21 protein-coding genes are annotated in these 26,090 nt (G+C 70.9%); 6 read left to right on the top strand and 15 right to left on the bottom strand.

The window, feature by feature from the left end:
• The first annotated feature begins 88 nt into the window (after window positions 1-88).
• Complete coding sequence (locus tag Cba03nite_RS03055; protein ID WP_203741524.1) at window positions 89-892, top strand: M23 family metallopeptidase; 804 nt, start codon at window positions 89-91, stop codon at window positions 890-892.
• 94 nt (window positions 893-986) lie between these two features.
• On the opposite strand, the gene pcrA is transcribed toward Cba03nite_RS03055, so the two are convergent.
• Window positions 987-3,371 carry a DNA helicase PcrA gene (gene pcrA / locus Cba03nite_RS03060; protein WP_203741526.1) on the bottom strand — a complete coding sequence of 795 codons (2,385 nt, stop codon included), beginning with the start codon at window positions 3,369-3,371 and terminating at the stop codon, window positions 987-989.
• A 219-nt stretch (window positions 3,372-3,590) separates the two neighbouring features.
• On the opposite strand from pcrA, the gene Cba03nite_RS03065 reads away from it, so the two are divergent.
• Window positions 3,591-5,438, top strand: coding sequence for a bifunctional metallophosphatase/5'-nucleotidase (locus tag Cba03nite_RS03065; protein ID WP_203741528.1), 1,848 nt, complete (start codon window positions 3,591-3,593; stop codon window positions 5,436-5,438).
• 222 nt (window positions 5,439-5,660) lie between these two features.
• The gene (locus tag Cba03nite_RS03070) at window positions 5,661-5,945 is read left to right on the top strand and encodes a chorismate mutase (protein WP_203741530.1); all 285 of its coding nucleotides are present in this window, start codon (window positions 5,661-5,663) and stop codon (window positions 5,943-5,945) included.
• Window positions 5,946-6,095: 150 nt separating this feature from the next.
• Here Cba03nite_RS03070 and Cba03nite_RS03075 read toward each other — a convergent pair whose 3' ends face one another.
• The 7 genes from Cba03nite_RS03075 to Cba03nite_RS03105 all read right to left on the bottom strand — a co-directional run bounded on the left by Cba03nite_RS03075 (window position 6,096) and on the right by Cba03nite_RS03105 (window position 13,920).
• Complete coding sequence (locus tag Cba03nite_RS03075) at window positions 6,096-7,103, bottom strand: ABC transporter ATP-binding protein (RefSeq protein ID WP_203741532.1); 1,008 nt, start codon at window positions 7,101-7,103, stop codon at window positions 6,096-6,098.
• Window positions 7,096-8,130: an ABC transporter ATP-binding protein gene (locus Cba03nite_RS03080; RefSeq protein ID WP_203741534.1), complete on the bottom strand. Its 1,035-nt coding sequence runs from the start codon at window positions 8,128-8,130 to the stop codon at window positions 7,096-7,098. The genes Cba03nite_RS03075 and Cba03nite_RS03080 overlap by 8 nt, the downstream gene beginning before the upstream one ends.
• An 8-nt stretch (window positions 8,131-8,138) precedes the next feature.
• Complete coding sequence (locus tag Cba03nite_RS03085) at window positions 8,139-9,128, bottom strand: ABC transporter permease (RefSeq protein WP_203741536.1); 990 nt, start codon at window positions 9,126-9,128, stop codon at window positions 8,139-8,141.
• Window positions 9,121-10,029 carry an ABC transporter permease gene (locus Cba03nite_RS03090; protein ID WP_203741539.1) on the bottom strand — a complete coding sequence of 303 codons (909 nt, stop codon included), beginning with the start codon at window positions 10,027-10,029 and terminating at the stop codon, window positions 9,121-9,123. The genes Cba03nite_RS03085 and Cba03nite_RS03090 overlap by 8 nt, the downstream gene beginning before the upstream one ends.
• A gap of 93 nt (window positions 10,030-10,122) precedes the next feature.
• Window positions 10,123-11,736, bottom strand: coding sequence for a peptide ABC transporter substrate-binding protein (locus tag Cba03nite_RS03095; protein WP_203741541.1), 1,614 nt, complete (start codon window positions 11,734-11,736; stop codon window positions 10,123-10,125).
• A gap of 274 nt (window positions 11,737-12,010) precedes the next feature.
• Entirely contained in the window at window positions 12,011-12,676 is a 666-nt protein-coding gene (locus Cba03nite_RS03100) for a response regulator (protein WP_203741543.1), read from the bottom strand.
• Window positions 12,673-13,920, bottom strand: coding sequence for an ATP-binding protein (locus Cba03nite_RS03105; RefSeq protein WP_239125427.1), 1,248 nt, complete (start codon window positions 13,918-13,920; stop codon window positions 12,673-12,675). The genes Cba03nite_RS03100 and Cba03nite_RS03105 overlap by 4 nt, the downstream gene beginning before the upstream one ends.
• Window positions 13,921-14,056: 136 nt before the next feature.
• Between Cba03nite_RS03105 and Cba03nite_RS03110 the strand changes: the two genes are divergently transcribed.
• The 3 genes from Cba03nite_RS03110 to Cba03nite_RS03120 all read left to right on the top strand — a co-directional run bounded on the left by Cba03nite_RS03110 (window position 14,057) and on the right by Cba03nite_RS03120 (window position 17,058).
• Window positions 14,057-15,373: a PspC domain-containing protein gene (locus tag Cba03nite_RS03110; protein WP_203741544.1), complete on the top strand. Its 1,317-nt coding sequence runs from the start codon at window positions 14,057-14,059 to the stop codon at window positions 15,371-15,373.
• On the top strand, window positions 15,370-15,633 hold the full coding sequence (locus Cba03nite_RS03115; protein ID WP_203741545.1) for a hypothetical protein: 264 nt from the start codon (window positions 15,370-15,372) through the stop codon (window positions 15,631-15,633). The genes Cba03nite_RS03110 and Cba03nite_RS03115 overlap by 4 nt, the downstream gene beginning before the upstream one ends.
• Before the next feature lie 168 nt (window positions 15,634-15,801).
• Window positions 15,802-17,058 carry a phosphatidylserine decarboxylase gene (locus Cba03nite_RS03120; protein WP_203741547.1) on the top strand — a complete coding sequence of 419 codons (1,257 nt, stop codon included), beginning with the start codon at window positions 15,802-15,804 and terminating at the stop codon, window positions 17,056-17,058.
• 148 nt (window positions 17,059-17,206) lie between these two features.
• Here the strand turns inward: Cba03nite_RS03120 and Cba03nite_RS03125 are convergent, their stop codons facing one another.
• The 7 genes from Cba03nite_RS03125 to Cba03nite_RS03155 form a co-directional block, all read right to left on the bottom strand.
• Window positions 17,207-18,085, bottom strand: coding sequence for a CDP-alcohol phosphatidyltransferase family protein (locus tag Cba03nite_RS03125; RefSeq protein WP_203742080.1), 879 nt, complete (start codon window positions 18,083-18,085; stop codon window positions 17,207-17,209).
• Between the two features lie 295 nt (window positions 18,086-18,380).
• Complete coding sequence (locus Cba03nite_RS03130) at window positions 18,381-19,313, bottom strand: NUDIX domain-containing protein (protein WP_203741548.1); 933 nt, start codon at window positions 19,311-19,313, stop codon at window positions 18,381-18,383.
• A 31-nt stretch (window positions 19,314-19,344) separates the two neighbouring features.
• Entirely contained in the window at window positions 19,345-20,292 is a 948-nt protein-coding gene (locus Cba03nite_RS03135) for an NUDIX hydrolase (protein ID WP_203741549.1), read from the bottom strand.
• A 164-nt stretch (window positions 20,293-20,456) separates the two neighbouring features.
• The gene (gene guaA / locus Cba03nite_RS03140; RefSeq protein ID WP_203741550.1) at window positions 20,457-22,010 is read right to left on the bottom strand and encodes a glutamine-hydrolyzing GMP synthase; all 1,554 of its coding nucleotides are present in this window, start codon (window positions 22,008-22,010) and stop codon (window positions 20,457-20,459) included.
• Between the two features lie 27 nt (window positions 22,011-22,037).
• On the bottom strand, window positions 22,038-22,787 hold the full coding sequence (locus Cba03nite_RS03145; protein WP_203741551.1) for a DUF3152 domain-containing protein: 750 nt from the start codon (window positions 22,785-22,787) through the stop codon (window positions 22,038-22,040).
• 56 nt (window positions 22,788-22,843) lie between these two features.
• Complete coding sequence (locus Cba03nite_RS03150; RefSeq protein WP_203741552.1) at window positions 22,844-24,490, bottom strand: FAD-dependent oxidoreductase; 1,647 nt, start codon at window positions 24,488-24,490, stop codon at window positions 22,844-22,846.
• Window positions 24,491-24,643: 153 nt separating this feature from the next.
• Window positions 24,644-26,071, bottom strand: coding sequence for a M1 family metallopeptidase (locus tag Cba03nite_RS03155; protein ID WP_203741553.1), 1,428 nt, complete (start codon window positions 26,069-26,071; stop codon window positions 24,644-24,646).
• Window positions 26,072-26,090 lie beyond the last annotated feature (19 nt).

Consider the following 26,090-nt stretch of genomic DNA (forward strand, 5'->3'; position numbering starts at 1 on the left):
TCCTCAGCGGCACCGGGTGGTCGGACCGGATTTGACCAGGCAACCTGGTTCGAGCCCGTGTCAACGAAGACCCGGAGGTTCCCACCTCATGCAAGGCAGCAAGACCGAACTCCTCAAGACCGCCCGCGCCAAGTTCGACCTGGTGAACGACAAGATCCGCAGCGGCCTGCGCGGCCGCTCCCGTCAGGTCGTAGCCGTCGCGGTTCTGGCCGGTGTCACGTCTGTAGGCTTCGTCGCCGCCAACATCGACAACGGACCCCAGTCGGTGACACCCGTGGCCCAGACCACCACGGTCAAGCGGGAGGCAGCCGCCGACCGCGCAGACCGCGCCGCGCGACCCGCCGCGAAGGCCAACGTCGCCGCCCCCAAGGCCGCGCCGAAGGCAGCGCCCAAGACCGCCCCGAAGGCGGCCCAGCCCGCCCAGGCCAAGGCCAAGGCCGGCACCAGCGTGCCCAAGGCCGCCCCGAAGGCCGCCGCCCCGGTCAAGGCCGCTCCCCTGTGGGGCAGCCCGATGCCGGGCGCGCAGGTCACCTCCTGCTTCGGCCAGCGCTGGGGCGTGCTGCACGCCGGCGTCGACCTGGCCGAGCCGGCCGGCACCCCGATCCGCGCGGTCGGCCCCGGCACCGTGTTCAGCACCGGCTGGGCCTACAGCGGCTACGGCATCTCCGTCGTCGTCGACCACGGTGACGGCTACTTCACGCACTACGCCCACATGAGCCGCGACGCGGTCCAGATCGGCCAGAAGGTCAAGGCCGGCGACCTGCTGGGCTACGAGGGCTCCACCGGTGACTCCACCGGCCCGCACCTGCACTTCGAGGTGCACAAGGGCATGTGGAACCAGATCGAGCCGAGCGCGTGGCTGAAGTCCCGCGGCGTGCCGATCAACTGCTGAGCCTTCCGCACACCCATCCCGCACCCCCGTGCACGAAGCTCCCGTCACGCCCACAGCGTGACGGGAGCTTCGTTCGTGTACGGGAGCGGAAAGGTCAGATCCGCTCCAGCGGCGCGTGCCGCAGCACCAGCCACAGCACCTGGTCGCCGAAGTCGACCTGCGCCTGCGCACGGGCGCCCGTGCCCTGCACCGCCAGCACCCGGCCCAGCCCGTAGCGCTGGTGGTTGACCCGGTCGCCGGCCGACACCGAGGGCGGCGCCGCGGCCAGGTCGCTCGCGGTGGCCAGCTTGCTCGGGTCCACCCCGATCCGGCTCGCCAGCGCCGCCGCGCGGGCGGTGTTGCCCACGAAGCCGGACGCGGGACGCTCCTGCGCGCGCTCCCGGCCGCCGATGCCGCCGCGGCCCCAGGACGTGTACGAACTCTCGGTGCGCTGCCAGTCGAGCAGCTCCGGCGGCAGCTCCTCCAGGAAGCGCGAGGCCGGGTTGTACTGCGGCTGCCCCCACGCCGAGCGGGTCACCGCGCGCGACAGGTAGAGCCGGCGCCGGGCGCGGGTGATGCCGACGTACGCCAGCCGCCGCTCCTCCTCCAGCTCCTTGACGTCGCCCAGCGAGCGCAGGTGCGGGAAGACGCCGTCCTCCAGCCCGGTCAGGAACACCACCGGGAACTCCAGCCCCTTGGCGGTGTGCAGGGTCATCAGCGTGACCACGCCCTGGTGCTCCGGATCGTCGGAGGGCACCTGGTCGGCGTCGGCGACCAGCGCCACCTGCTCCAGGAAGCCGTCCAGGGTGGGCGTCTCGTCGGCCGCCGCGGTGCGCTCGGCGTACTCCCGGGCCACGCTGACGAGCTCCTGGAGGTTCTCCACCCGGCCCTCGTCCTGCGGGTCCAGGCTCGCCTCCAGCTCCGAGAGCAGCCCGGAGCGGGTCAGGATCAGCTCCAGCACCTGCTCCGGCGGGGCGGTGCGGGCCAGCTCGCGCGCCTCGTCCAGCATCACCAGGAACTCGCCGATCGAGTTGACCGCCCGGGTCGAGATGCCCGGCGCGTCGGCCGCCCGGCGCAGCGCGGCGCCGAAAGAGACCCGCTCCCGCGCGGCCAGCGCCTCGACCACCGCCTCGGCCCGGTCGCCCAGGCCGCGCTTGGGCGTGTTGATGATCCGCCGCATGCTGACGGTGTCGTCCTCGTTGGCGATCGCGCGCAGGTAGGCCAGCGCGTCGCGGACCTCCTTGCGCTCGTAGAAGCGCACCCCGCCGACGACCTTGTAGGGCAGGCCGAGCCGGATGAAGATGTCCTCGAACACCCGGGACTGGGCGTTGGTGCGGTAGAACACCGCGACGTCGCCCGGCCGGGCGGACCCGGCGTCGGTGAGCCGGTCGATCTCGCGGGCCACCCAGTCGGCCTCGGCGTGCTCGTTGTCGGCCACATAACCGACGATCTGCTCGCCCGCGCCCTGGTCGCTCCACAGCCGCTTGGGCTTGCGGTCGCTGTTGCGGTCGATGACCGCGTTGGCCGCGCTCAGGATGGTCTGCGTGGAGCGGTAGTTCTGCTCCAGCAGGATGGTGCGCGCCTGCGGGTAGTCCCGCTCGAACTCCAGGATGTTGCGGATGGTCGCGCCGCGGAAGGCGTAGATCGACTGGTCCGCGTCGCCGACCACGCACAGCTCGCCGGTGTCCCCCACCAGCTCCTTGACCAGGACGTACTGCGCGTGGTTGGTGTCCTGATACTCGTCGACCAGCACGTGCCGGAAGCGGCGCCGGTATTTCTCGGTGACCTCGGGCTTGGCCTGGAGCAGGTGCACCGTGCGCATGATGATGTCGTCGAAGTCGAGCGCCTGCGCCTGCTGCAGCCGCTGCTGGTAGAGCTTGTACGCCTCGGCCAGCACCCGCTCGGCGGGCCCGTGCGGCGAGAACGCCTCCGGGTCGATCAGCTCGTTCTTCAGATTCGACACCTGCGCGGCCAGGCTGCGCGGCGGGTAGCGCTTCGGGTCCAGGTCCAGCTCGCGGGAGACCAGCTGCATCAGCCGGCGCGAGTCGTCGGCGTCGTAGATGGTGAACGACGACTTCAGCCCGGCATGCTCGTGCTCGGCCCGCAGGATGCGCAGGCAGGCCGAGTGGAAGGTGGAGACCCACATCAGCCGGGCCCGGCCGCCCACCTGCGCGGCGACCCGCTCGCGCAGCTCGCCCGCCGCCTTGTTGGTGAACGTGATGGCCAGGATCTCGCCCGGGTGCACGTCGCGGGCGGCCAGCAGGTACGCGATGCGCTGGGTCAGCACGCGGGTCTTGCCGGAGCCGGCGCCCGCGACGATCAGCAGCGGGGTGCCCTCGTGGGTGACCGCCGCGCGCTGCGGCTCGTTCAGGCCCTCCAGCAGCGCAGCGATCCGCGCCGACGGGTCTGCACTGGCACCGCGGGCGTTTCCGCTGGTCACAACGGCGCCGGCCGGGTCGCCGGACGGCTTCTGTTCGGGGAGGTCGAAGAGAGCTTGCATCGTCTGGAGAGTCTATGCGCCGCCCCCGACACCGGCCTCTCCCGCCCGGCCCGCCCCAGCCGGTCGCGGCGGGTCGGCCCGCGCCCGCAACCCGCCCGTGACATTTTGGTCGCGGGAGTATCACCGGGCGGCCGTAGCGCCGTGGAAAAGGATGCGCAAGGATGCCTTCATACCCTCACATCGCGCGCCGTTGCGTGATGCAGACTATGGAGGCCCCCCATGAATCACCCCCGTTCTCGGGGCTGGGCAGGCAAAACACGGCACCTGGCGATACCGGCGCTGGCGCTGGCCGTGGCGGCGACGATCCCGCTGAGCAGCGGCTCGGGCGCCTCTTCCGCACCGGCCGCGGCGTGGACCCCGCTGTCCCCCGTCTCGGTCAACCTCGCCGCGGCCCCCGAGGGCCAGACGGCGCTGGGCAACCTGCTGGCGTTCAACGACTTCCACGGCGCGATCGACCCGCCGACCGGCAGCGGCGCGGCCGTGCTGGGCACCCCCGCGGGCGGCGTGGAATACCTGGCGCACTGGGTGAAGAAGCTGCGCGCCGAGGGCGAGGCGGCCGGCCAGAAGGTCATCACCGTCGGCGCCGGCGACATGATCGGCGCCACCCCGCTGGTCAGCGCCGCGTTCCACGACGAGCCGTCCATCGAGCTGCTGAGCGAGCTGGGCCTGGACGTCACCTCGGTGGGCAACCACGAGTTCGACGAGGGCGTGACCGAGCTCAAGCGGATGCAGCACGGCGGCTGCCACCCGGTCGACGGCTGCTTCGCGGGCGACGGCTTCGACGGCGCGGAGTTCCAGTACCTCGCCGCGAACGTCACCGACAAGCGCACCAAGCTGCCGATCCTGCCCCCGGTCGAGGTCAAGCTCATCGGCGGCGTCCCGGTCGGCTTCATCGGCATGACGCTGGAGGGCACCCCGTCCATCGTCAACCCGGCCGGCATCACCAGCGTCGACTTCCGCGACGAGGTCGAGACCGCGAACCTGTGGAGCGGGCTGCTGCGCCTGCTCGGCGTGAAGGCCCAGGTGCTGCTGCTGCACGAGGGCGGCCAGCAGGGACCGACCGGCAACGTCTCCACCTGTGACGGCTTCACCGGCGTGATCTCGCCGATCGTGGCCGGGCTGCGCGACGAGATCGGCGTGGTGGTCTCCGGGCACACCCACCGCTTCTACACCTGCTCGCTGCCCAACAAGTCGGGCAACCCGGTGGTCGTCACCAGCGCGGGCACCAACGGCCAGCTGGTCACCGACATCACCGTGGCGCTGGACAAGCGCACCCGCACGTTCACCTCGATCGAGGCGCAGAACGTGATCGTGGAGAACGGCGTGCGCAACGCCGACGGCACCTGGCAGACCACCGCGCCGAACGTGTTCGTGCGCAACCCCGCGCTGGTCGACCCGGCCGCCAAGGTGATCGCGGACAAGTACCGCACCGCCGTCGCGCCGCTGGCCAACCGCGTGGTCGGCAGCATCGCCGCGGACATCGTCCGGGACGCGAAGCCGAGCGGCGAGAGCCCGCTGGGCGACGTGATCGCCGACGCGCAGCTGGCGTACACGGCCTCGGCCGGGGCGCAGCTCGCGCTGATGAACCCGGGCGGCATCCGGGCTCCGCTGACCTACGCCAACTCCCCCGGCGGCGAGCCGGCCGGCCAGGTCACCTACGGCGAGGCGTTCACCGTGCAGCCGTTCAACAACCTGGTGACCACCTACTCGCTGACCGGCGCGCAGCTCAAGGAGACGCTGGAGCAGCAGTGGGCCGGGTACGCGGGCCAGACGACCACCAAGTTCCTCCAGGTGTCGGCGGGCTTCACGTACTCGTACAACACCACGCTGCCGCTCGGCAGCCGGGTCTCCGACCTGAAGCTCAACGGGACGGCGATCGACCCGGCGGCGACCTACCTCGTCACGACGAACGACTTCCTGGCCAACGGCGGCGACGGGTTCACCACGCTGACCGGTGGCACGGGCCGGGTGTACGCGCCCGGTTTCGACGTCGACGCGCTGGTGGCGTACCTCGCGGCGGGCCCGGTGCAGCCGGGTCCGGCGGACCGGATCACGAAGCTGGGCTGAGGTCTCACATGATGGTCGAGGTGCTTGCGTCGCGAGGCAGCCGTGGCATACTTGGCGACGTGATCAAGCAGGCGTTCTACTTTACCTACGGCTCCGGGAACCCGGCAGTCGCAGGTCGCCGCTGAGCACGCAGACCTGACGAAAAGCCCCGGGCTCCCAGAGCCCGGGGCTTTTCAGCATCTCCGGGCCGCTGGTGAGCCACGATCCCACTGAGGAGTTCTGATGAGCGCCATCGCCCACGAGACCGGCACCACCGCACCCGAGGCGGCCGGCGAGATCACCTCGATGCGGGAACGCATCGACCAGATCGACGCCGCCCTCATCGCGCTGTGGAAGGAACGCGCGCTGATCTCGCAACAGGTCGGCAAGACCCGCGTGGCCTCCGGCGGCACCCGCCTGGTGCTCAGCCGCGAGCGCGAGATCATGGACCGCTTCCGCGGTGAGCTCGGCCCCGACGGCACCCAGCTGGCCCTGCTCATCCTCCGCGCGGGTCGCGGCCCGCTCTGACAGCCGCCCGGCGGCGGCCGGCCCCGGCGGACCGCACATGCACAGGGCACCGCCCGCGACGCGGACGGTGCCCTGCTCTATGTTGACCCGGTGGCGGGCGGTCTGGCCGGAGGCTCAACCCAACCGACCGTCCGCCGCCGGGAGACATCACTAACCCGCGTGCACCACGTCCCGGATCTCGGCGAAGTGGCAGGCGCTCGGGTGCGGCGACTTGGCGCTGATCTGCAGCAGCGGCGGCGTCGTCGCGCAGATCTCCTGCGCCTTCCAGCACCGGGTGCGGAAGCGGCAGCCCGACGGCGGGTTGGCCGGCGACGGCACGTCGCCCTCCAGCCGGATCACCGTCTTGTGCTGACGCGCCGTCGGGTCCGGCACCGGCACCGCGGACAGCAGCGCCTGCGTGTACGGGTGCGTCGGCGTGTCGTAGATCTCGTCGTCCGTGCCCAGCTCGACCATCTTGCCGAGGTACATCACGCCCACCCGGTCGGCGATGTGGCGCACCACCGACAGGTCGTGGGCGATGAAGATGTACGACAGGTTGAAGTCCCGCTGGAGGCCGTCCAGCAGGTTCATGACCTGAGCCTGGATCGACACGTCGAGCGCCGACACCGGCTCGTCGCAGACGATGATCTCCGGACGCAGCGCCAGCGCGCGGGCGATGCCGATGCGCTGCCGCTGCCCGCCCGAGAACTGGTGCGGGTAGCGGTTGATGTGCTCGGGGTTCAGCCCGACCACGTCCAGCAGCTCCTGCACCTTCCGGCGCCGGTCGCCCTTGGGCGCGGCGTCGGTGTGGATCTCGAACGGCTCGCCGATGATGTCGCCGACCGTCATACGCGGGTTCAGCGAGGTGTACGGGTCCTGCATCACCAGCTGGATGTTGCGGCGCAGCTTGCGCTGCTCCGCCGCGGACAGCTTCAGCACGTCCCGGCCCTGGTAGCGGATCGACCCGGCGGTCGGCTGCTCCAGGTTCATCAGCAGCTTGGCCAGCGTCGACTTGCCACAGCCGGACTCGCCGACGATGCCCAGGGTCTCACCCTTGTGCAGGTCCAGCGAGACGCCGTCCACCGCCTTGATCTGCCCGACCGTCTTCTTGAAGAGGACGCCCTTGCGGATCGGGAAGTGCTTGACCAGGTCGCGTACTTCGAGGATCACGTCACTCACGGCCGACCAGCTCCTCTGCGAAGTGGCACGCGCTGGCCCGGTCGCCCAGCTGGATCAGCGCCGGCCGCTCGGCCGAGCAGATGTCGCGCGCCATCCGGCACCGGGGGTGGAAGGCGCAGCCCGAGGGAATGCGCAGCAGGTTAGGCGGCAGACCCTTGATGGTGTTGAGCTCCTGGCCCTTGAGGTCCAGGCGCGGCAGCGAGTCCAGCAGCGCCATCGTGTAGGGGTGGCAGGGCTTGGCGTACAGCGAGTGCACGTCCGCCTGCTCCACGATCCGGCCGGCGTACATGACCGCGATCCGGTCCGCGACGTCGGCGACCACGCCGAGGTCGTGGGTGATCAGGATCATGCCCATGTTCCGCTCCCGGCGGATCTCCGCGAGCAGGTCCATGATCTGGGCCTGCACGGTCACGTCGAGAGCCGTGGTGGGCTCGTCGGCGATCAGGATCTCCGGGTCCAGCGCCAGCGACATCGCGATCATCACGCGCTGCCGCATACCGCCGGAGAACTGGTGCGGGTAGTCGTTGATACGGGTGGCCGCGGCCGGGATCTTGACCTGGTCCAGCAGCTCGATCGCGCGCTTCCTGCCGTCGGCGCGGCTCATGCCCCGCCGCTTGCGGAAGAGCTCGGCGATCTGGAACCCGACCGTGAAGACCGGGTTCAGCGCCGACAGCGCGTCCTGGAAGACCATCGAGATGCCCTCGCCGCGGACGAGACGGCGCTCGTCCTTGGGCATGGTGAGCAGGTCCTTGCCGCGGAAGCGGATGGCGCCGCCCGTCACGAACCCCGGCGGGGTGTCGAGGATGCCCATGATGGTCTGCGCCGTGACGCTCTTGCCGGAGCCGGACTCGCCCAGCACCGCCAGCGTCTCGCCGGCGTCCACGTGGTACGACACGCCGTTGATGACCTTGGCGACACCGTCCCGGGTGCGGAACTCCACGTGCAGGTTCTCCACCTCGAGGAGGTGCTGACCTGCCTTGCCGTCGGTGCCGAGGACCGGCGCCGTGTTCACCTTGATGTCCGTCACGTCGCCTCCTAGCGCAGCTTCGGGTCGAGGGCGTCGCGTACGGCGTCACCGAGCATGACGAAGCTCAGCACCGCGACCACGAGGAACGCCGCGGGGAACGCCATGATGTACGGGGCGGGCTCCATGAAGTTGCGGCTCTCGCCGATCATGATGCCCCAGGAGACCACCGGCGGGCGCAGGCCGACACCGAGGAACGACAGGGTCGCCTCCGCGCCGATGTACGCACCGAGCGTGATCGTGCCGACGACGACCATCGGCGCCATGGCGTTGGGCAGGACGTGCCGGAAGACGATCCGGCCCGGCCGCGCGCCCAGCGCCTGTGCGGCGTGCACGTAGTCGAGCTGTTTGGTGGACAGCACCGACGCTCGCATGATGCGGGCGAAGGACGGCCAGCCCAGCACGATGAACGTCAGGATCACCAGCGAGGTGATCCGGAAGGCGCTCGGGTCGCTCTGCACGGACGCGAACGTCGACAGGATCACCAGCGCGCCGAGCACGAACGGCAGGCCGAGGAAGATGTCGCCGAAGCGGGCCAGCAGGGTGTCCGTCCAGCCGCCCAGGTAGCCGCTGACGATGCCGAAGAAGCCGCCCAGCAGCATGTTGCCGAGCACCGCGAAGACGCCGACGACGATCGAGGCACGGGCGCCGTAGATGACCCGCGCGTAGATGTCCTGGCCCAGCACGTTGTACCCGAACTGGCCCTGCTCGCCGAACTTGAACCAGGCGCCGAAGTCCGGCTTCTCGAGGCTCTTGTGCAGGTCCTGGACCGTGGGGTCGACGGAGCTGAACAGCTGCGGGAATGCCGCCATCAGCACGAAAATCGTGATCAGGATCGCGGAGATCACGAACAGCGGCTTGCGCCGCAGCTCGTACCACGCGTCACTCCACAGACCGCGGTTCTTCTCCTTGCGGGGAGCAACCTCGGCGGCGGCCGGGGTCGCCGGCACGGCGGTGGGCTCGGTGGGGCTGGTGGCGGTCGCCACCTCGGGGCTACTCATAGCGGATCCTCGGGTCCAGGACGCCGTACAGCAGGTCGACGAGCAGGTTGACGACGAGGTAGACCAGCACGAGGATCGCCACGATGGAGACGACCACGCCGGACTCACGCCGGTTGATGGCACCGAAGAGCAGGCCGCCGATGCCGCGGATGTTGAAGATGCCCTCGGTGACGATGGCACCGCCCATCAGCGCGCCGAGGTCCAGGCCCAGCCAGGTGACCACCGGGATCATCGAGTTGCGCAGCAGGTGCACGCCGGTGACGCGGCTGGGGGTGAGGCCCTTGGCCACCGCGGTGCGCACGTAGTCGGCGCGGCGGTTCTCCACCAGGTTCACCCGGGTCAACCGGGTGATGTACGCCATCGAGCCACTCGCCAGGATGATGCCTGGGATGATCAGCTCCACGAACGGCGCGTCGGGCGAGACCGACGACAGGCCGAGCGCGTACCGGGCCACCAGGCCGATCACGAAGATCGGGACGGCGATGAGGACCAGGGTCGAGACCAGCACCAGGTTGTCGATGAAGCTGCCCCGGCGCAGGCCGGTGAGCACACCGGCGGTGATGCCGATCAGCGCCTCCGCGACGACCGCGACGAGCGCCAGCTTCATGGAGATGGGGAACGCCTGGGCCAGCAGCTCACCGATCTCGGTGCCGTTGAAGGTCTGGCCGAAGTTACCCGTGATCAGGTTCTTCAGGTACATCAGGTACTGGACGGGCAGCGGCTCGTCCAGGTTGAACTTCTCGGTCATGTACGTGACGTAGGCCTCGGGGCACTTCTTCTCGCCACAACGACCGGCGAAGGGGTCACCTGGGAGTCCCCACACCAGGAACCAGATGAGAAACGTCGTGCCGATGAAGACAGGGATCGCCTGCAGCAACCGGCGGAGGGCATACCGCCCCATGTCTTACTCCTCACTGAGCCTCGCTGAACATGAGCGACGTGCCGCGGCCCGCTAGGGCCGCGGCACGCCTCCCGTTATTCAGGGTCTTCTAGCTCACTTGACCGTGACGGAAACCAGGTCGAGCTCGCCGAAGGTGTTGATCACCACGTTGTCCAGCTTCTCGGACCAGACCGTCTGCTGCGACGAGTGCCACAGCGGGATGGTCGGCATGAGGTTCGGCAGCATGGCCTCGGCCTCCTGGTAGAGCTTCTCCGCAGCCGCGAGGTCGGCGGTGCCGTCGGCCTCCTTCAGCTTGTCGTCGAAGGCCTTGTCCGAGAACTTGCCGTCGTTGGACGACGCGTCGGTGCGCAGCAGCGGGTTCAGCCAGTTCTCGATGCTCGGGTAGTCGGCCTGCCAGCCGGCACGCGACATACCGGTCATCTTCTCGCCCACGACCAGGGTGCGGAACTCACCGAAGGTCGGGAACGGCTTGCCCTTGCACTCGGTGCCCAGCGCCTGCGAGATGCTGCCGCAGACCGCGTCCACCCAGTCCTTGTGCGAGGCGTCACCGTTGTAGGCCAGCGACAGCTCCTTCGGCTTCACCGGCGCGGCGTCCCAGAGGGCCTTCGCGGCGGCGGCGTCGAACTTGCAGGCCGCGCCACACACGTCGGCCTTGTAGCCGGACATGTTCGGGTTGACCCAGCCGTTCATCGGGATGCGGGTGCCGTTGAAGATCTTGTCGATCACCAGCTGGCGGTCGATCGCCATCGAGATGGCCTTGCGGATGTTCGGGTCGTTGTAGCCCGGCAGCCAGGTCGGCATCGCGATGAACGCGGAGACCGAGATCGGCTTGTTGCTGGCACGGTCGCCGAAGTCCGACTTGTACTGGTTGCCCACCAGCTTGGCCGACGGGACCTGCTGCTGGAAGTCGATGGTGCCGTTCTTGACGTCCTCGTACGCAGCGGCGTCGTCGGTGTAGACGCGGAAGATGACGTCCTTGACCTTCGCCTTGTCAGCGCCCTGGTAGTCGTCGTAGCGGGTCACGACCAGCTCGGTGTTCTTGGTCCACTTGGACAGCTTGAACGGGCCGTTGCCGATCGGGGCCTGGCCGAACTTCGCCGGGTCGGCGAAGAACGCGTCCGGCAGCGGCATGAACGCCGCGTAGCCGACCTTGATCGGCCACAGGTTGGACGGGCCGGCGAGGGTCACCTCGAAGGTGGTGTCGTCGACGACCTTCAGGCCGGAGAGCTTGTCGGTGGCCGGCTTCGGAGCCGTCTTCGGGCCCTCCTCGCCGTCCGGGTCCTCGGTGTGCACCTGGTCGAAGCCCGCGATGTCGGCGAAGAAGCTGCCGTTGATCAGACCGTTGGGCGAGTACGCCGCGTAGTTCCACGCGTCGACGTAGTTCTTCGCCACGACCGGCGTGCCGTCGTGCCACTTCCAGCCCGACTTGAGCTTGACCGTCCAGGTCTTGCCGTTGTCGGCCGAGGTGATCGACTCCGCGTTCGCCATCTCGGTCTTGGCGTCCTTGGGGGCGTACTGGGTCAGACCGGTGAACAGCGCGTCGATGACGACACCGCCCTGGGTCTCCGAGGTGCCCGCCGGGATCAGCGGGTTCTGCGGCTCGCCCCAGCTGATGATGAAGGAGCCGTCCTTCTTCTCGGGCTCAACCGGGTCGGCGCTGGAACAGCCAGCGGCCGCCAGGGCGACAGCCGTCAGACCGACTGCCACCTTCCATGGGGTAATCCCACGCATGCGTGTGCCTCCTCAGGCGCTCACGAGGGGGTGTGAGGTGGCCACACTTTCGCACCCCGCGACCACGCGCCGGAAGGGCCTGATACCAACCCGTTACCGAGCCGGGACGACGCCGATATCCCACAAAGAAATCTTTCACATCTCCGCGCGATCTCTTGACCAGCGGCTTTAGGGGCCACTCAGCCCGAAGTTGATCTAGGAGCGAAACACGACGGTAACTGGCATCCCAATCTATGGGCGATACCGAGAGTCACACCAGGCGTCGATCCGCCGCCCACCGCGACAGCTCGTAGCGGTTGGACATCTGGAGCTTGCGGAGCACGTTCGAGACGTGGGTCTCCACCGTCTTGATGGAGATGAACAGCTCCTTGGCGATCTCCTTGTACGCGTACCCCCGCGCCAGCAGCCGCAGCACCTCCCGCTCCCGGTTGGTCAGCTGGTCCAGCTCCGGATCGGCGACCGGCGCGTCCGGCCGGGCCGCGAACGCGTCCAGCACGAACCCGGCCAGCCGTGGGGAGAACACCGCGTCCCCGTCGGCCACCCGGCGGATCGCGTCCACCAGGTCCTCCGGCGAGATGGTCTTGGTCACGTAACCGCGCGCACCGGCCCGGATCAACCCGATCACGTCCTCGGCGGCGTCGGACACCGACAGCGCCAGGAACTTCACCTGCGGCTGCGCCCGGCGCACCGCGTCCAGCACGGCCCGGCCGCCGCCGTCGGGCATGTGCACGTCCAGCAGCACCACGTCCGGCACGACCGAGCCGATCATGGAGATGGCCTGCGCCACGGTGGCCGCCTCGCCCACCACGTCGACGTGCGCGCCCAGCTCCGCGCGCACCCCCGCCCGGAACATCCCGTGGTCGTCGACCAGGAACACCCGCAGCCGCGGGCCGCCGCCACCGGCGCTCTCGCTCATGCCTTCTCCTCCTTCGGCTCCCTCGGCGAGGTCACCGCCATGGTCAGCCTGACCTCGGTGCCCTCGCCGATCTCGCTGCGTATCTCCGCCTGCCCGCCGTGCCGCGCCATGCGCCCGATGATCGAACCACGGACGCCGTGCCGCCGCTCCTCCACCGACGCCGGGTCGAAGCCCTTGCCTCGGTCGCGGACGAACACGCTCAGCATCGTCGGCTCGGCCTCGGCGTACAACGACACGCTCTTGACCTGGGCGTGGCGGGCCGCGTTGACCAGCGCCTCGCGGGCCGCGGCCACGATCGCGGCCACCTTGTCGTCCACGGTGCGGTCGCCGACCACCACCGCCTCCACGGCGATGCCGTACGTGTCCTCGACCTCGGCGGCGGCCTGCTGCAGGGCCGCCGCGAAGTGCTCGGTCGGCGAGCCGGTCGGCTGGTAGAGCCAGTTGCGCAGGCTGCGCTCCTGGCCGCGGGCGATGCGCTGGACCGCGGCCGGGTCGCCCGCGTTGCGCTGGATCAGCGCCAGCGTGTGCAGCACCTGGTCGTGCACCATCGCGGCCAGCTCGGCCCGCTCCTGCTCCCGGATCCGGCCCTCCCGCTCGGTGCGCAGCGCGACCAGCGTGCGCCACAGCACCGGCGCGGCGACCAGCCCCACCCCGGCGAGCGCCACCAGCGCGAACGCGACCGCACGCCACATGTCGGCCCAGGAGACGCCCTCCACCACCGGGGAGTAGAGGAACACCAGCCCGAGGATGCCCACCGCCACCAGCACCCCGCCGGCCAGGAAGCGCAGCAGGTAGATCCGCCGGTCGCCGTCGGACAGCGCGGCCAGCCACGGCGCCGACGGCGACTGGTCCGACCAGCGCTGGCGCCGGTCCGGGTCGCTCTGGTGCCAGATGATGCCCGCGCCGACCGCGACCAGCGCCACCAGCCAGCCCACGGTCATGCCGATGCCGCCGTTGTTGAGCAGCGTGCTGATGACCATCAGGACCAGCCCGGCGGCCAGGAACGGGGCCAGCCGCAGCAGCGAGCGGCGCGACGGCTCGCCCGGCGCGGCCGGCAGCACCGCCCAGAACGCGGCGTAGAGCAGCGCGCCCAGGCCGTTGATGGGCAGCAGCAGGACGAAGATGATCCGGATCAGCGTGGGCGACAGGCGGGTGTTCGCCGCGATGCCCCCGGCCACCCCGGCGACCAGGCGGTCGGTCCGGGAACGGGTCAGACGGGGGTGTCCGGGCGCGGAGGGCTGCACGGGATCGATGGTTTCACGGGTGCGGCCCTGCCGCCCACGGGTGAGACCCCGGATACAGGGCGGCACCGCATCTCAGGGTCGGGTCAGGGTCGGGTCCTGAGGCAGGTCGGGCCGCTCGCGGGCCACCATCGAAGGCATGAGCGACGAGACCCCCACGCCCGGCGGCGCGGCGCCCACCGCCGAGGCGCCGCCCGGGGCGCAGGAACAGCCCCCTCCGCAGGGCGGGCCTTCCCCATACGTGTCCTGGGCCGCGCCGTACGGCCTGATCCGGCCGCGGCACGGCCGCTACCTGGCCGGGGTGTGCGGTGCGCTGGCCCGCGCGACCAGGACCGACCCGGTGCTGTGGCGCGTGCTGATCGGCGTGCTGTCGATCTTCGGCATCGGCGTCGTGATCTACCTCGCCGCCTGGCTGCTCACCCCGGCCGAGGACGACACCGCCTCGCCGGTCGAGGCGCTGTTCGGGCGCGGCTACTCCAGCACCTCCTCGACGCTGGCCCTGGTGCTGAGCGTGCTCACGGTGATCCTCATCGGGGCGGTGACCAACAGCTTCGAGGTCGCCGTCATCGCCGCGATCGGCCTGGTCATCGCCGCGCTGGTGGTCAGCCGTAACAGCCCCGGCGGGGCCGGCCGGGCGCCGCGCAGCGCGCCGGGCGCCACCTACCTGCCGCCGGTGTACTCGGCACCGGTGACCGTGCCGGCCGCCGCGCCCGCCCCGGGCGTGGTGACCGAGCCCGTGCCACCGGTGGACCCCGCCGGTTACCGGGCCCCGTTCGCCCCGCACGGCCCGTACGCCCAGGCGGCCCCGCCGCCGCCCCCGCCGCCGCCGGTCAAGGCGCCGAAGGTGAAGCCGGAGCCGTCGCGGCTCGGCCGCCTGATCTTCGGGCTGATCATGCTCGTGGTCGGCGCGCTGGCCATGGCCGACATGGCCGGGGTGTCCGTGCCGGGCAGCACGTACGTCGCCGCCGCGCTCGGCGTCACCGGTCTCGGCCTGGTCCTCGGCGCCTGGTTCGGCCGGGCCCGCGGCTGGATCTGGATCGGCGTGGTGCTGGCACTGGTCCTGCCGATGGTCGCCGCGGGCGGCGACTGGAGCCGGGAGCGCAGCCAGGCGGGCACCGTGGTCTGGATGCCCACCACCGTGGCGGAGCTGCACGACCGCTACGAGCACCGCTTCGGGGAGGCCACGCTGGACCTGACCGCGCTCGACCTCACCGGTCAGGACCTGCAGGTCACCGCGCAGATCACGGCCGGCCAGCTGCGCGTCATCGTGCCGGAGAAGACCGACGTCATCGTCGAGACCAGGGTGAACCTGGCCGACGCCGACGTCTTCGGCCGCGACATCAGCGGCGCGGGCCAGCGGGACACCCAGACCAGCCTCGGCCCCGACGGCAAGGGCGGCGGCACGCTGCGCCTGGTGCTCGACGTCAACCTCGGACACGCGGAGGTGGTCCGGTGAAGAACCACCGCACCGACTCGGTATCGCTCTTCTTCGGCCTGGTGTTCCTGCTGGTGTCGGGCGCGTTCCTGGCCCGGCACGCCTTCGACGTCGAGCTGCCCTCGCTGGGCTGGTTCATCGCCGGCGGCCTGATCATCCTGGGCGTGCTAGCCGTGCTCGGCGCGCTGTCGCCCAAGCGGCAGCCGGCCCCGATCCCGGCGGAGCCGGCTCCGGCGGACGCGGAGACCGCCGAGCAGCCCCCGGTGGAGCACGCGGGCTGAAGCCCGCGCCACCCAGCGCCCCTCACCGCGCGAGCCCGCGGTGAGGGGCGCTTATGCTGACCGGTGGACGAGCGAGCGAACCACACGGCCCGGTGAGGCTCATGCCGTCAGTGGGAAAGAAGGACACATGAGCAGCGAGCCGACCATGAAGCACAGCGAGGAGCAGGCATGAGCCAGTACCCGACCGATCGCCCCGACACCCCGGCCCTGGGACCGCTCGGCCAGATCCGCATCGGCGACCGAGCCGCCCGCACACTCACCACCGAACTCGCCCGCCACGCGGGCCCCAAGACCGCGCTGCTCGTCGGCGCCACCGCCGACTCCCTGGTGCTGGCCGAAGCGCTGGACGCGCTGCTGCCCGGCGACCGGCTCACCGTCGTCGCGGCCGACGTGACCGTCGCGGGCCACCTGGCCACCCTCGGCAGCTTCCTCACCGAGCGGGTCAAGGTCGTCGACGACCTGGCCGCCGCCGAGTCCGCCGACCTGGTCATCGTCGCCGAGCCGGTGGTCGGCTCCGGCGAGGAGGCCCGCAACACCGTCGAGCAGCTCAGCAAGTACGTCGCGGAGGGCGGCCTGCTGATCATCGCCGCGGTGGCCCTGCCGGGCCTCTCCGGCGGCGCGACCGACGAGCTGGACCGCATCGCCGCCCGCCAGGGCGTCGGCTCCGACCTGGTGCTGCGCAACACCCCGCCGGTACGCGTGCACCGCCTGCGCTTCACCGACGTGGACCCGGCCGTGGCGGGCAAGCTCAGCCCCGCCTTCCGCCCGTCGAGCGTGCCGCTCTACGGCACCATGAACATCGACTCCAACGGCGTGGCCGCGGCCGGCATCGCGCTCGGCGCCGCCGCGTTCCTCAAGGCCACCCGGCCGAAGTCGAAGGCGTGGATGCTGCCCGCGCTGCTCGCGGCGCCCGTGGCCGCGTTCTTCCGCGACCCGGAGCGCGAGATCCCGGCCGACCCGACCGCGGTGGTCGCCGCGGCCGACGGCAGGGTGCTGAGCGTCGAGCACATCTACGACGAGCGCTTCGCCGACGAGGAGTTCCTGCGCATCGCGGTGTTCCTGTCCGTGTTCGACGTGCACGTCAACCGGGCGCCGGTGGCGGGCAAGGTCGTCGACTACTTCGTCGAGGACGGCGGCTACGCCAACGCGATGAAGCCCGAGGCCGAGCACAACGTGGCGGCGTACACCGTGCTGGAGACGCCGGACCGCAGCCGGGTCGTCGTCGCCCAGCGCACGGGCCTGATCGCGCGCCGGATCGTGCAGCGGGCGCCGATCGGCGCGCTGCTGGCCAAGGGCGAGCGCTACGGCCTGATCCGCTTCGGCTCCCGCACCGACGTCTACCTGCCCGCCGACAAGGCCGAGGCCCTGGTCGCCCCGGGCGACCGCGTGGTCGGCGGCTCGACGGTCATCGCCCGGCTGCGTTAGTCGCCTCGCCGGCGTTGATCGCTGTTTCGTGTCACAAAGTGCGGCTGGACTGCACTTTGTGACACGAGACGCCGATCAACCCCGTCCCGGCACAGCAAAAGGCGCCGCCCCGGTCCACTGGACCGGGGCGGCGCCTTTTGTACGGCTGTCAGGCCACGCGCGTGGCCGCCCGGCGCTGGCGGGCCCAGAGGACCGGGCCGCTGATCAGGTAGACCAGCACCAGCAGGCCGAAGGTGACCTCCGTGTTCCAGACCAGGCCGACCAGCGGCAGCAGGAACAGCGTCGGCGGCAGCTTCAGCACCTTGGCGAGCTTGGCGTACGGGAAGCTGGAGACCATCGCGATGGCCAGCAGCACCACCCCGAACACCAGCGCCCCGGCGGGCAGCGAGCCGCCCAGCAGCACGGTCACCGCGAGCACGGTCGCCGCCATGGTGGTCGGCACGCCGCAGAAGAAGCGGCCGTCCTTCGGCGAGACGTTGAACCGGGCCAGCCGGATGGCCGCGCAGCAGGCGACCATGGCGCAGGCGGCGATGAGCACCGGCGTCGCGACGTCGCCCTTCAGGAACGAGAACACCACCACGGGCGCGGCGATGCCGAACGACGTCATGTCGCCCAGTGAGTCCATCTGCACGCCGAACGGGCTGGCCACGCCGAACTTGCGGGCCAGGGCGCCGTCGAGGCCGTCGAAGGTGATGCAGGCGAGCAGGCAGAGCGCGCCGTACATCGGGTTCTGGCCGGTGACCGCGAGGAAGATCGCGGTCATGCCGAGCAGCAGGCTGCTCAGCGTGCAGGCCTGCACCAGCGCGAACTTGATCCGGCGGTCGAGCGTGCGCTCGCCCGGCAGCAAGGGGATCGTGGTCGGGGTCGGCTGCTCCACCTCGGCCGTGGCGGCCTGCTCGATGGCGCGCAGTTCGACCGGGTCAAGGCCAGGCAGCGTGGGGCTCGTCGCGACGGGGTGGTCGGCCCTACGCAGGCGACCCACCGGCACCAGCAGCATCTGCCGGGCGATGGAGCCACCGGCGCGCAGGCGGCCGGTCCACTGCCGGCCCGCGGGTCGCGGGCTGTCCGTCAAGCGACGCCGACGCCATAAGGCTCTCGGCACGTGTCGTCCCTCCATGCCGGTTCGGTTCCTTTCCGCCGCCTCAGCGGACCGACCGGCTTTTGCGGCCTACACCATCGCACACCCCGGTGCGCGTTGGCGATACCCGGCACCTGATCTTCCAGGGCCGTCCTGCTGATGGGGGCAAATCGGCCGCCTGGACGCACACGCGTCCCGGGGGCTGTTTGGTCCGTCAGGTGGCAAGTCTACCCGACGGAGGAAATCAGGAAATATGTCGTAATTCTCGATGAGCGGAGTCGGTTAGTGGAATACTGCCCAGCTCAGCGGGGGTGAACCAGCGCGCCTGCGCGGTCGAGCCGCCGACCGCCTCGGTGACCGACGGCACGGTGGGCTCGGGCACCCGCACCCGGAACACGGCGCGCACCACGTACCAGTCATAGGGCTCGCCCTCCGGGCCCATCGCGGCCGGGTTGTGGTTCGAGTTGACCCGGAGCAGCTCGGTGACCTCACCGACCTGCGCGGACTCCTCGAAGATCTCCCGCAACAGGCCGACCGCGGGGGTCTCGCCGAAGTCGGTGCCGCCGCCGGGCAGGTGCCACTTGCCCGCGCCCGGGTAGTTCTCCGCGATCAGGGAGAGCAGCACCCGTCCGGCCGGGTCGGTGACCACGCCGTACGCCCCGAAGCGGGCGACCTTGCGCGCCCCGCCCAGGTCACGGCCGTCCGGCCCGACCTCGCCCGCGGTGTCCGGCGTCTGCGGGCGACGGCTGCTCGCCCGGCCCGCGGTGTCCAGGCCCAGCGTGTGCGCGGCGAACGGGATCAGGTCGAGCGAGGCGAGCCGCTCCCGCTCGATCCACTCGGGCAGGTCGGACGTGCCGCCGGTCTCCACGGTCAGCTCGCCGCCGGTGACCGTCATGTCGTAGATGATCCGGTCGTGGTGCAGCAGCACGTCCCGCCACGGGAACTCGACCAGGTCCGAGGTGACCTCGCGCAGGCCCGCGATCTCCGCGACGAGCCCGGTCTCCTCCCGGAACTCGCGCACCACGGCGCGCGCCGGGTCCTCGCCGTGCTCCAGGCCGCCGCCTGGCAGGAACCACACCCCCGGGAAGTTCGACCTTGCCGACGAGCGGACCAGCAACAGCCGGCCCTGCTCGTCGTGCGCTATGCCGTAGGCCCCGATCCTCCGCCGTCTCTCCACGACGACAGGTTATCGGCTGCCCGCGACATGATCACTCCAGCGAGGCCGCGCGCAGCGCCTCGTAGGTGACCTCGGTGCAGTCGTCCGGGCCCAGCTCGACCAGCTCGTCCCGGGTGACCCAGCGGGCCTCGGCGGTCGAGCCGCCCTGGTCGTACACCTTCGGCTTGGTGGCCCGGTCGACGCGCACCCGGTAGAAGGCGCGCACGCCGTGCCAGTCGATCGGGTAGCCCTCGGGCCCCAGCGACGCCGGGTCGCGGTGGCTGGCCACGCCGAGCAGCTCGCCGAGCCGGCCGCGCTGGCCGGTCTCCTCCACCAGCTCGCGGATCAGCGCGACGCCGGGCTGCTCGCCGTAGTCGGTGCCGCCGCCGGGCAGGTGCCACTTGCCCGCGCCCGGGTAGTTCTCCGCGATCCGGGTCAGCAGGACGCGCTGCAACCGGTCGGTGACCACCGCGTACGCCGCGAAGCGCTGCGCGCGGTGCAACCCGTCCGGACCCGGCGCCGCGAAGAAGGACGGGAAGTCCGGCACCTCATCGGGCAGCAGGTCGATCGCGGCCTCGGTGATGCCGAGCGCGCCGGCGGTGAACGGCCGCAGCGGCAGCCGGGCCGCGTCCTCGGGATGGAACCAGTCCACCAGGTCCGTGGGCTGGCCGACGCGCTCGCGCAGCGCGCCGCCGCGTACCCGGGCCGCGTAGATGACCCGGTCGGTGTGGATCGTGACGCCGCGGTGCGGCAGCGCCCGGATGTCGGCCAGCACGTCACGCAGCCCGGTCACGGCCACGCTCAGCCCGGTCTCTGCGGCGGTCTCCCTGACGACGGTGTCATTGGGATGCTCGCCGTGGTCCACTGCCCCGCCAGGCAGGGACCACACGCCCGGCGTACCGGACTGCGCCGAAGCGCGGACCAGGAGAACCTGGCCGGCTTCATTGGTGATGACGGCGTATGCGGCGATCCGCCGCAACGGCTCCAGCGCGGTGGTCACGAGAAACCATTCTCCCCCGTCAGGAAGATCCCGACAAGATGTCCGATTTTACGATCATGTTTACACCAGTTGAAGACGATTTGTACCGGCCGTTCGACCTACCCCAGAAGTGATCAAAGGCCCCACCCGACAAGGGTGAGGCCTCGATCAGAGAATATCGGGATTCACTCCCATTCAATGGTGCCCGGCGGCTTGCTCGTCACGTCCAGGGTCACCCGGTTGACCTCGCGCACCTCGTTGGTGATCCGGGTCGAGATCCGGGCGATGAGGTCGTACGGCAGCCGCGACCAGTCGGCGGTCATCGCGTCCTCGCTGGAGACCGGGCGCAGCACCACCGGGTGGCCGTAGGTGCGGCCGTCGCCCTGCACGCCGACCGAGCGCACGTCGGCCAGCAGCACCACCGGGAACTGCCACACGTCGCGGTCCAGGCCGGACGCGGACAGCTCCTGGCGGGCGATCAGGTCCGCGGCGCGCAGGATCTCCAGGTTGTGCTTGTTCACCTCGCCGATGATGCGGATGGCCAGGCCCGGACCCGGGAACGGGTGCCGCCAGACCATCTCCTCGGGCAGGCCCAGGCTCTGCCCGAGCGCGCGCACCTCGTCCTTGAACAGCGTGCGCAGCGGCTCGACCAGGTCGAACTTGAGGTCGTCGGGCAGGCCGCCCACGTTGTGGTGGCTCTTGATGTTGGCGGTGCCGGTGCCCCCGCCGGACTCGACCACGTCCGGGTAGAGCGTGCCCTGCACCAGGAAGCGCACGTCGCCCGCGGTGGCGATCTCGCGGGCCGCCGCCTCGAAGACCCGGATGAACTCCCGGCCGATGATCTTGCGCTTGGCCTCCGGGTCGGTCACCCCGGCCAGCGCGTCCAGGAAGCGGTCGGCCGCGTCCACGACCTTCAGCTTGATGCCGGTGGCCGCCACGTAGTCCCGCTCGACCTGCTCGGCCTCGCCCGCGCGCAGCAGGCCGTGGTCCACGAACACGCAGGTGAGCTGGTCGCCGACGGCCTTGTGCACCAGCGCCGCGGCCACCGCCGAGTCGACGCCGCCGGACAGGCCGCAGATCACCTCGGCGTCGCCGACCTGGGCGCGGATCGCGGCCACCTGGTCCTCGATGATGTTGCCCATGGTCCAGACCGGCTCGATGCCGGCCACCTCGTGCAGGAAGCGCTCCAGCAGGCGCTGGCCGTACGGCGTGTGCGCCACCTCGGGGTGGAACTGCACCCCGGCGAAGCCCCGGCTGACGTCCTCGAACGCGGCGACCGGCGCGCCCGCCGAGGCGGCGGTCACGGTGAAGCCCTCCGGCGCGGCGCTCACGCAGTCGCCGTGGCTCATCCACACGTCCTGGCGCGCGGGCAGGCCCGCGAAGAGCACGCCCGCGTCGGGCTGCGCGTCCACCACGGTGCCGCCGAACTCGCGCAGGCCGGTATGGCTGACCGTGCCCCCCAGCGCCGCGGCCATCGCCTGGAAGCCGTAGCAGATGCCGAACACCGGCACGCCGGCGTCGAACAGGGACGCGTCGACCTGCGGCGCGCCCGGCTCGTACACGCTGGACGGGCCGCCGGACAGGATGATCGCGGCGGGGTTCTTGCGCATCATCTCCTCGACCGGCATCGAGTGCGGCACGATCTCGGAGTAGACCCTCGCCTCCCGCACCCGTCGCGCGATGAGCTGGGCGTACTGGGCACCGTAGTCAACCACCAGGACGGGGCGAGGCGTCGTCATGACCTCAATCTTAGGGTGCGACGCAGGTCACCCCACGTAGTGCACCCCGTCCGGGTACGGGTACGGGTTGGCCTTGCAGCCCTGCAGGCCCTTGGTCTGCTGCTGCATCACCGGCGCGAGCCTGCCCTTGCCCGGGCAGAAGACGTGGCCGTGGCCCAGGAAGTGACCGACCTCATGGTTGATGACCATGGAGCGGTACACCTCCATGTCGGTGAAACCGTCCGCGCCGTTGGTCCAGCGGCGCAGGTTGATCACCACGTTGCTGCCCGCGCGGCAGGAGAAGATGCCGTTGGTGATCAGCCCGACCTGCCCGCACAGCCGGTCCACGGTGTCCGGGGTGGCCAGCTTGACGTAGAAGTTGGGCGACTCCCCCGGGCCGACCCGCTGCAGGCGCCACTTCTTCGAGGCGATCCAGCTGCGGTCGTCGGACAGGATCTCGTCCACCTTGGCCGCGAAGCCGTCGGTGTCGAAAGCCGTGATGCCCTTCTCCACCTGCACCTGGTAGCGGCGCAGGGAGCCCGCGCTGCCCACGATGTCCGTGCCGCCCGCGGCGGTGTGGAAGGTGCCCCCGCCGCGCTGCAGCACCGGCGTGTTCTTCGTCGGCTTCGGCTTCGCCGACGGGGAGGGCGAGGGTGGGGCCGACGGCGAAGCCTCCGCCGTCACCGGCGCCGACTCCGGCGAAGCCGCCTGGAACTGCGGTTGCGGCTGCGGTGCGCTGCCGCAACCGGCCAGCGCCAGCATGAGCAGCGCCACCGTCGTGACGCGAATCCTCCCCATGGCGATCACCCTATGCGGCAGTGGCTTCCGGCGGGAGCGACTCCCGGACGGCGATCTCAGGCGATCCGGCGATACGGCTGCCCGAGCGGCGGGCGCGCGTCCGGCTCCCCCTTGACCGGCCAGGCCGCGAACGCCCGCTCGGCCTGCGCGGTGATGGTCAGCGACGGGTTCACGCCCAGGTTCGCGCTGACCGCGGCCCCGTCGGCGACGTGCAGCCCCGGATGCCCGAACACGCGCTGGTACGCGTCGACGACCCCGCTGTCCGGGTCGGCGCCGATAACGGCCCCGCCGAGGATGTGCGCGGTGAGCGGGATGTCCATCACCTCGGTGAGCGCGCCGCCGGGCAGCCCGCCGATCTCCTCGGCGAGCAGCCGCGCCGCCTGGTTGCCGGCCGGGATCCAGGTCGGGTTCGCCGCGCCGTGACCCTGCGACGAGCGCAGCCCCCGCCCGCGCAGCCGGACCGTGAGCGAGTTGTCCACCGACTGCATGACCAGCGCGATGATCGTGCGGTTGGACCAGTCACGGACCGACACGGCCCGCAGGTAGGCGAAGGGCCACCGGAACATCGCCCGCGCCCAGCGCCCCGCCCGGCCCGGCCCGCCGTCGGTGAGCGCGGACTGCAGGAGCCCCATCGCGTTGGACCCCTTGCCGTAGCGCACCGGCTCGATGTGGGTCTGCGCGTCGGGATGGAACGAGCTGGTGATCGCCACGCCTTCGGTGTACCCCAGCGCCTGCTTGCGGGCCCGGCCCTGCGGCACGGTCGCGCCGACCAGCGACTCCGAGTTGGTGCGGGTGAGCGCGCCCACCCGGTCCGACAGGTGCGGCAGGTGGCCGTCCGCCTTCATCCGGTGCAGCAGCAGCTGGGTGCCCAGCGCGCCCGCCGCGAACACGACCTGGCCGGCCTCGATCACCCCCTGACCCGGCGCTCGGCGCCGCCGCGCGATCCGCGCCCCGGTCCGGGCCAGCTCGACGCGGTAGCCGCCCCCCTCGGCCGGCTTCACCGCGGTGACCGTGGACATCGGGAAGATCTGCGCGCCCGCCTGCTCGGCCAGGTACAGGTAGTTCTTGACCAGGGTGTTCTTGGCGTTGTGGCGGCAGCCGGTCATGCACTCGCCGCAGTGGGTGCAGCCTGCCCGCTCCGGGCCCTTCCCGCCGAAGTACGGGTCCGGCACGGCCTGGCCCGGCATGCCGAGGAACACGCCGACGGGCGTGGGGTGGTAGGTGTCGCCGACCCCCATGCGCTCGGCGACCTTGCGCATCACCTCGTCGGCGGGGGTGGTGCGGTCGTAGACGGTGACCCCGAGCATGCGCTCGGCGGTGTCGTAGTGCGGCGCAAGCTCGGCCTTCCAGTCGGCGATGTCGCGCCACTGCGGGTCGCGGTAGAAGGGGTCGAGCGGGCGGTAGAGCGTGTTGGCGTATACCAGCGAGCCGCCGCCCACACCCGCCCCGGACAGCACCAGCACGCTCGCGCCCGACTTCTCGCCCCGGTCGGCGCGCAGCAGCGTGAGCCGCTGGATCCCGTAGCAGCCCAGGGCCGGGGCCCACAGGAAGCGCCGTACCCGCCAGCTGGTCTTCGGGAAGTCGTGGTCGGCGAAGCGGCGGCCCGCCTCCAGCACGGCCACCGAGTAGCCCTTCTCGGCCAGCCGCAGCGCCGCCACACTCCCGCCGAACCCGGAGCCGATCACCACCACGTCGAAGCGCATGGCGGCATTATTACCGGCCAGTTAACTCCAGGGAAGCCCCGTCACCGGCGGCCGCATCGCTGAAGATCAGTGTCTCGTGTCAGAAAGTGCGGCCTGATCACACTTTCTGACACGAGACGGCGATCTTGCCCACCCACGACGCGACCCCACCCCTCACTGGGCCGGGCGGCCGACCTCGAACAGCCACTTCTGGAACAGGGTGTCCAGCTGCTGCCCGCTCACCCGCTCGGCCAGCGCGATGAACTCGGTGGTGGTCACATTGCCGTCGCGCTGCTCGCTGGCCCACGTCTTCAGGATCTCGAAGAACTTCTCGTCGCCGACCTGCTTGCGCAGGGCGTGCAGGGTCATCCCGCCGCGCTCGTACACGCTGCCGGAGAAGATGTTGTCCGCGCCGGGCGCGCCGGGCGCGATGTCCCAGATCCGGCTGCCCGGGTCGTCGTAGCGGGAGTCGAACTCCTCCTGCACGGTGGACACGCCGAGCTTCTCGCCCCACAGCCACTGCGCGTACGTAGCGAAGCCCTCGTTGAGCCAGATGTGCTGCCAGGCCTGCACCGACACGCTGTCGCCGAACCACTGGTGGGCCAGCTCGTGCGCGACCACGATGGTGTTCGCGCCGCGGCTCCAGAACGCGTCGGAGTAGACCGGCCGGGTCTGCGTCTCCAGCGCGTAGCGCACCCGCTCGTCGTCGATCACGATGCCGCCGTACGCGTCGAACGGGTACGGCCCGAAGTACTGCTCCAGGAAGTCGACGATCTCGGTGGTGCTCGCCATGGCCTTGTCGATCTCGCCCTTGGGCAGCGTCTCGGCGACCGCGGTGAGCACCGGCTTGCCCTTGTGCGTGCCCTCGACCAGCCGGTAGTCGCCGATCACGAAGGTGGCCAGGTAGGGCGCCATCGGCGAGGTGACCCGCCACTTCCAGCTGGTCCACGCGCCCTGGGCGGTCCTGCCGTCGAGCAGCCCGTTGCTGATCGCCTCCAGCTGCGTGGGCACGGTCAGCTCGATGGTGTAGAGCGCCTTGTCCTTCGGGTGGTCGTTGACCGGGAACCAGGTCGTCGCCGACTCCGGCTCGCCCAGCGTGAACGCGCCGTCGTGCGTGGTCAGGAAGCCGGTGACGCCGAGGTCGGGTGCTTTGATCGCCTTCGGCACGCCGCCGTACGCCACCACGGCCACGAACTCCTTGCCGTTCGCCAGCGGCGCGCCGGGCGTGATGATCAGCTCGTCGCCGTCGCGGGTGGACGTCGCGGCGGCGCCGTCGACGGTGACCTTGTCCACGGTCAGCCCGTGCAGGTCCAGGTGGAACTTGGCCAGGTCCGCCTTCGCGGTCGCGGTGACCGTGGCGACGCCGGTGAGCTGGTCGCTCGCCGGGTCATACTTGATCTTCAGGTCGTACGCGGAGACGTCGTAGCCGCCGTTGCCGTACGTCGGGAAGTACGGATCGCCCGCGCCCGCGAGGTCCACCGGCAGCGGCACCGGGGCGGGGAAGCCCGCCGCACCGGTGAACAGCGGCCTGCTCGGCCCGCCGCATCCCGCCGCCAGCGCGGCCGACACCGCCGCCATCACGATCCACGCACGCCTGCCCATGGGCTCCACCCTAACCACC

The sequence above is a fragment of the Catellatospora bangladeshensis genome, assembly GCF_016862575.1.
GTDB lineage: Bacteria > Actinomycetota > Actinomycetes > Mycobacteriales > Micromonosporaceae > Catellatospora > Catellatospora bangladeshensis.

Bases quoted from the DNA above. Each gene is read 5' to 3' on its own strand.
- Cba03nite_RS03065 (WP_203741528.1), top strand. From the start codon at position 3,591: ATGAATCACCCCCGTTCTCGGGGCTGGGCAGGCAAAACACGGCACCTG.
- Cba03nite_RS03145 (WP_203741551.1), bottom strand. From the start codon at position 22,787: ATGGGGAGGATTCGCGTCACGACGGTGGCGCTGCTCATGCTGGCGCTG.
- Cba03nite_RS03085 (WP_203741536.1), bottom strand. From the start codon at position 9,128: ATGAGTAGCCCCGAGGTGGCGACCGCCACCAGCCCCACCGAGCCCACC.
- pcrA (WP_203741526.1), bottom strand. From the start codon at position 3,371: ATGCAAGCTCTCTTCGACCTCCCCGAACAGAAGCCGTCCGGCGACCCG.
- Cba03nite_RS03110 (WP_203741544.1), top strand. From the start codon at position 14,057: ATGAGCGACGAGACCCCCACGCCCGGCGGCGCGGCGCCCACCGCCGAG.
- guaA (WP_203741550.1), bottom strand. From the start codon at position 22,010: ATGACGACGCCTCGCCCCGTCCTGGTGGTTGACTACGGTGCCCAGTAC.
- Cba03nite_RS03120 (WP_203741547.1), top strand. From the start codon at position 15,802: ATGAGCCAGTACCCGACCGATCGCCCCGACACCCCGGCCCTGGGACCG.
- Cba03nite_RS03150 (WP_203741552.1), bottom strand. From the start codon at position 24,490: ATGCGCTTCGACGTGGTGGTGATCGGCTCCGGGTTCGGCGGGAGTGTG.
- Cba03nite_RS03155 (WP_203741553.1), bottom strand. From the start codon at position 26,071: ATGGGCAGGCGTGCGTGGATCGTGATGGCGGCGGTGTCGGCCGCGCTG.
- Cba03nite_RS03100 (WP_203741543.1), bottom strand. From the start codon at position 12,676: ATGAGCGAGAGCGCCGGTGGCGGCGGCCCGCGGCTGCGGGTGTTCCTG.
- Cba03nite_RS03070 (WP_203741530.1), top strand. From the start codon at position 5,661: ATGAGCGCCATCGCCCACGAGACCGGCACCACCGCACCCGAGGCGGCC.
- Cba03nite_RS03090 (WP_203741539.1), bottom strand. From the start codon at position 10,029: ATGGGGCGGTATGCCCTCCGCCGGTTGCTGCAGGCGATCCCTGTCTTC.
- Cba03nite_RS03055 (WP_203741524.1), top strand. From the start codon at position 89: ATGCAAGGCAGCAAGACCGAACTCCTCAAGACCGCCCGCGCCAAGTTC.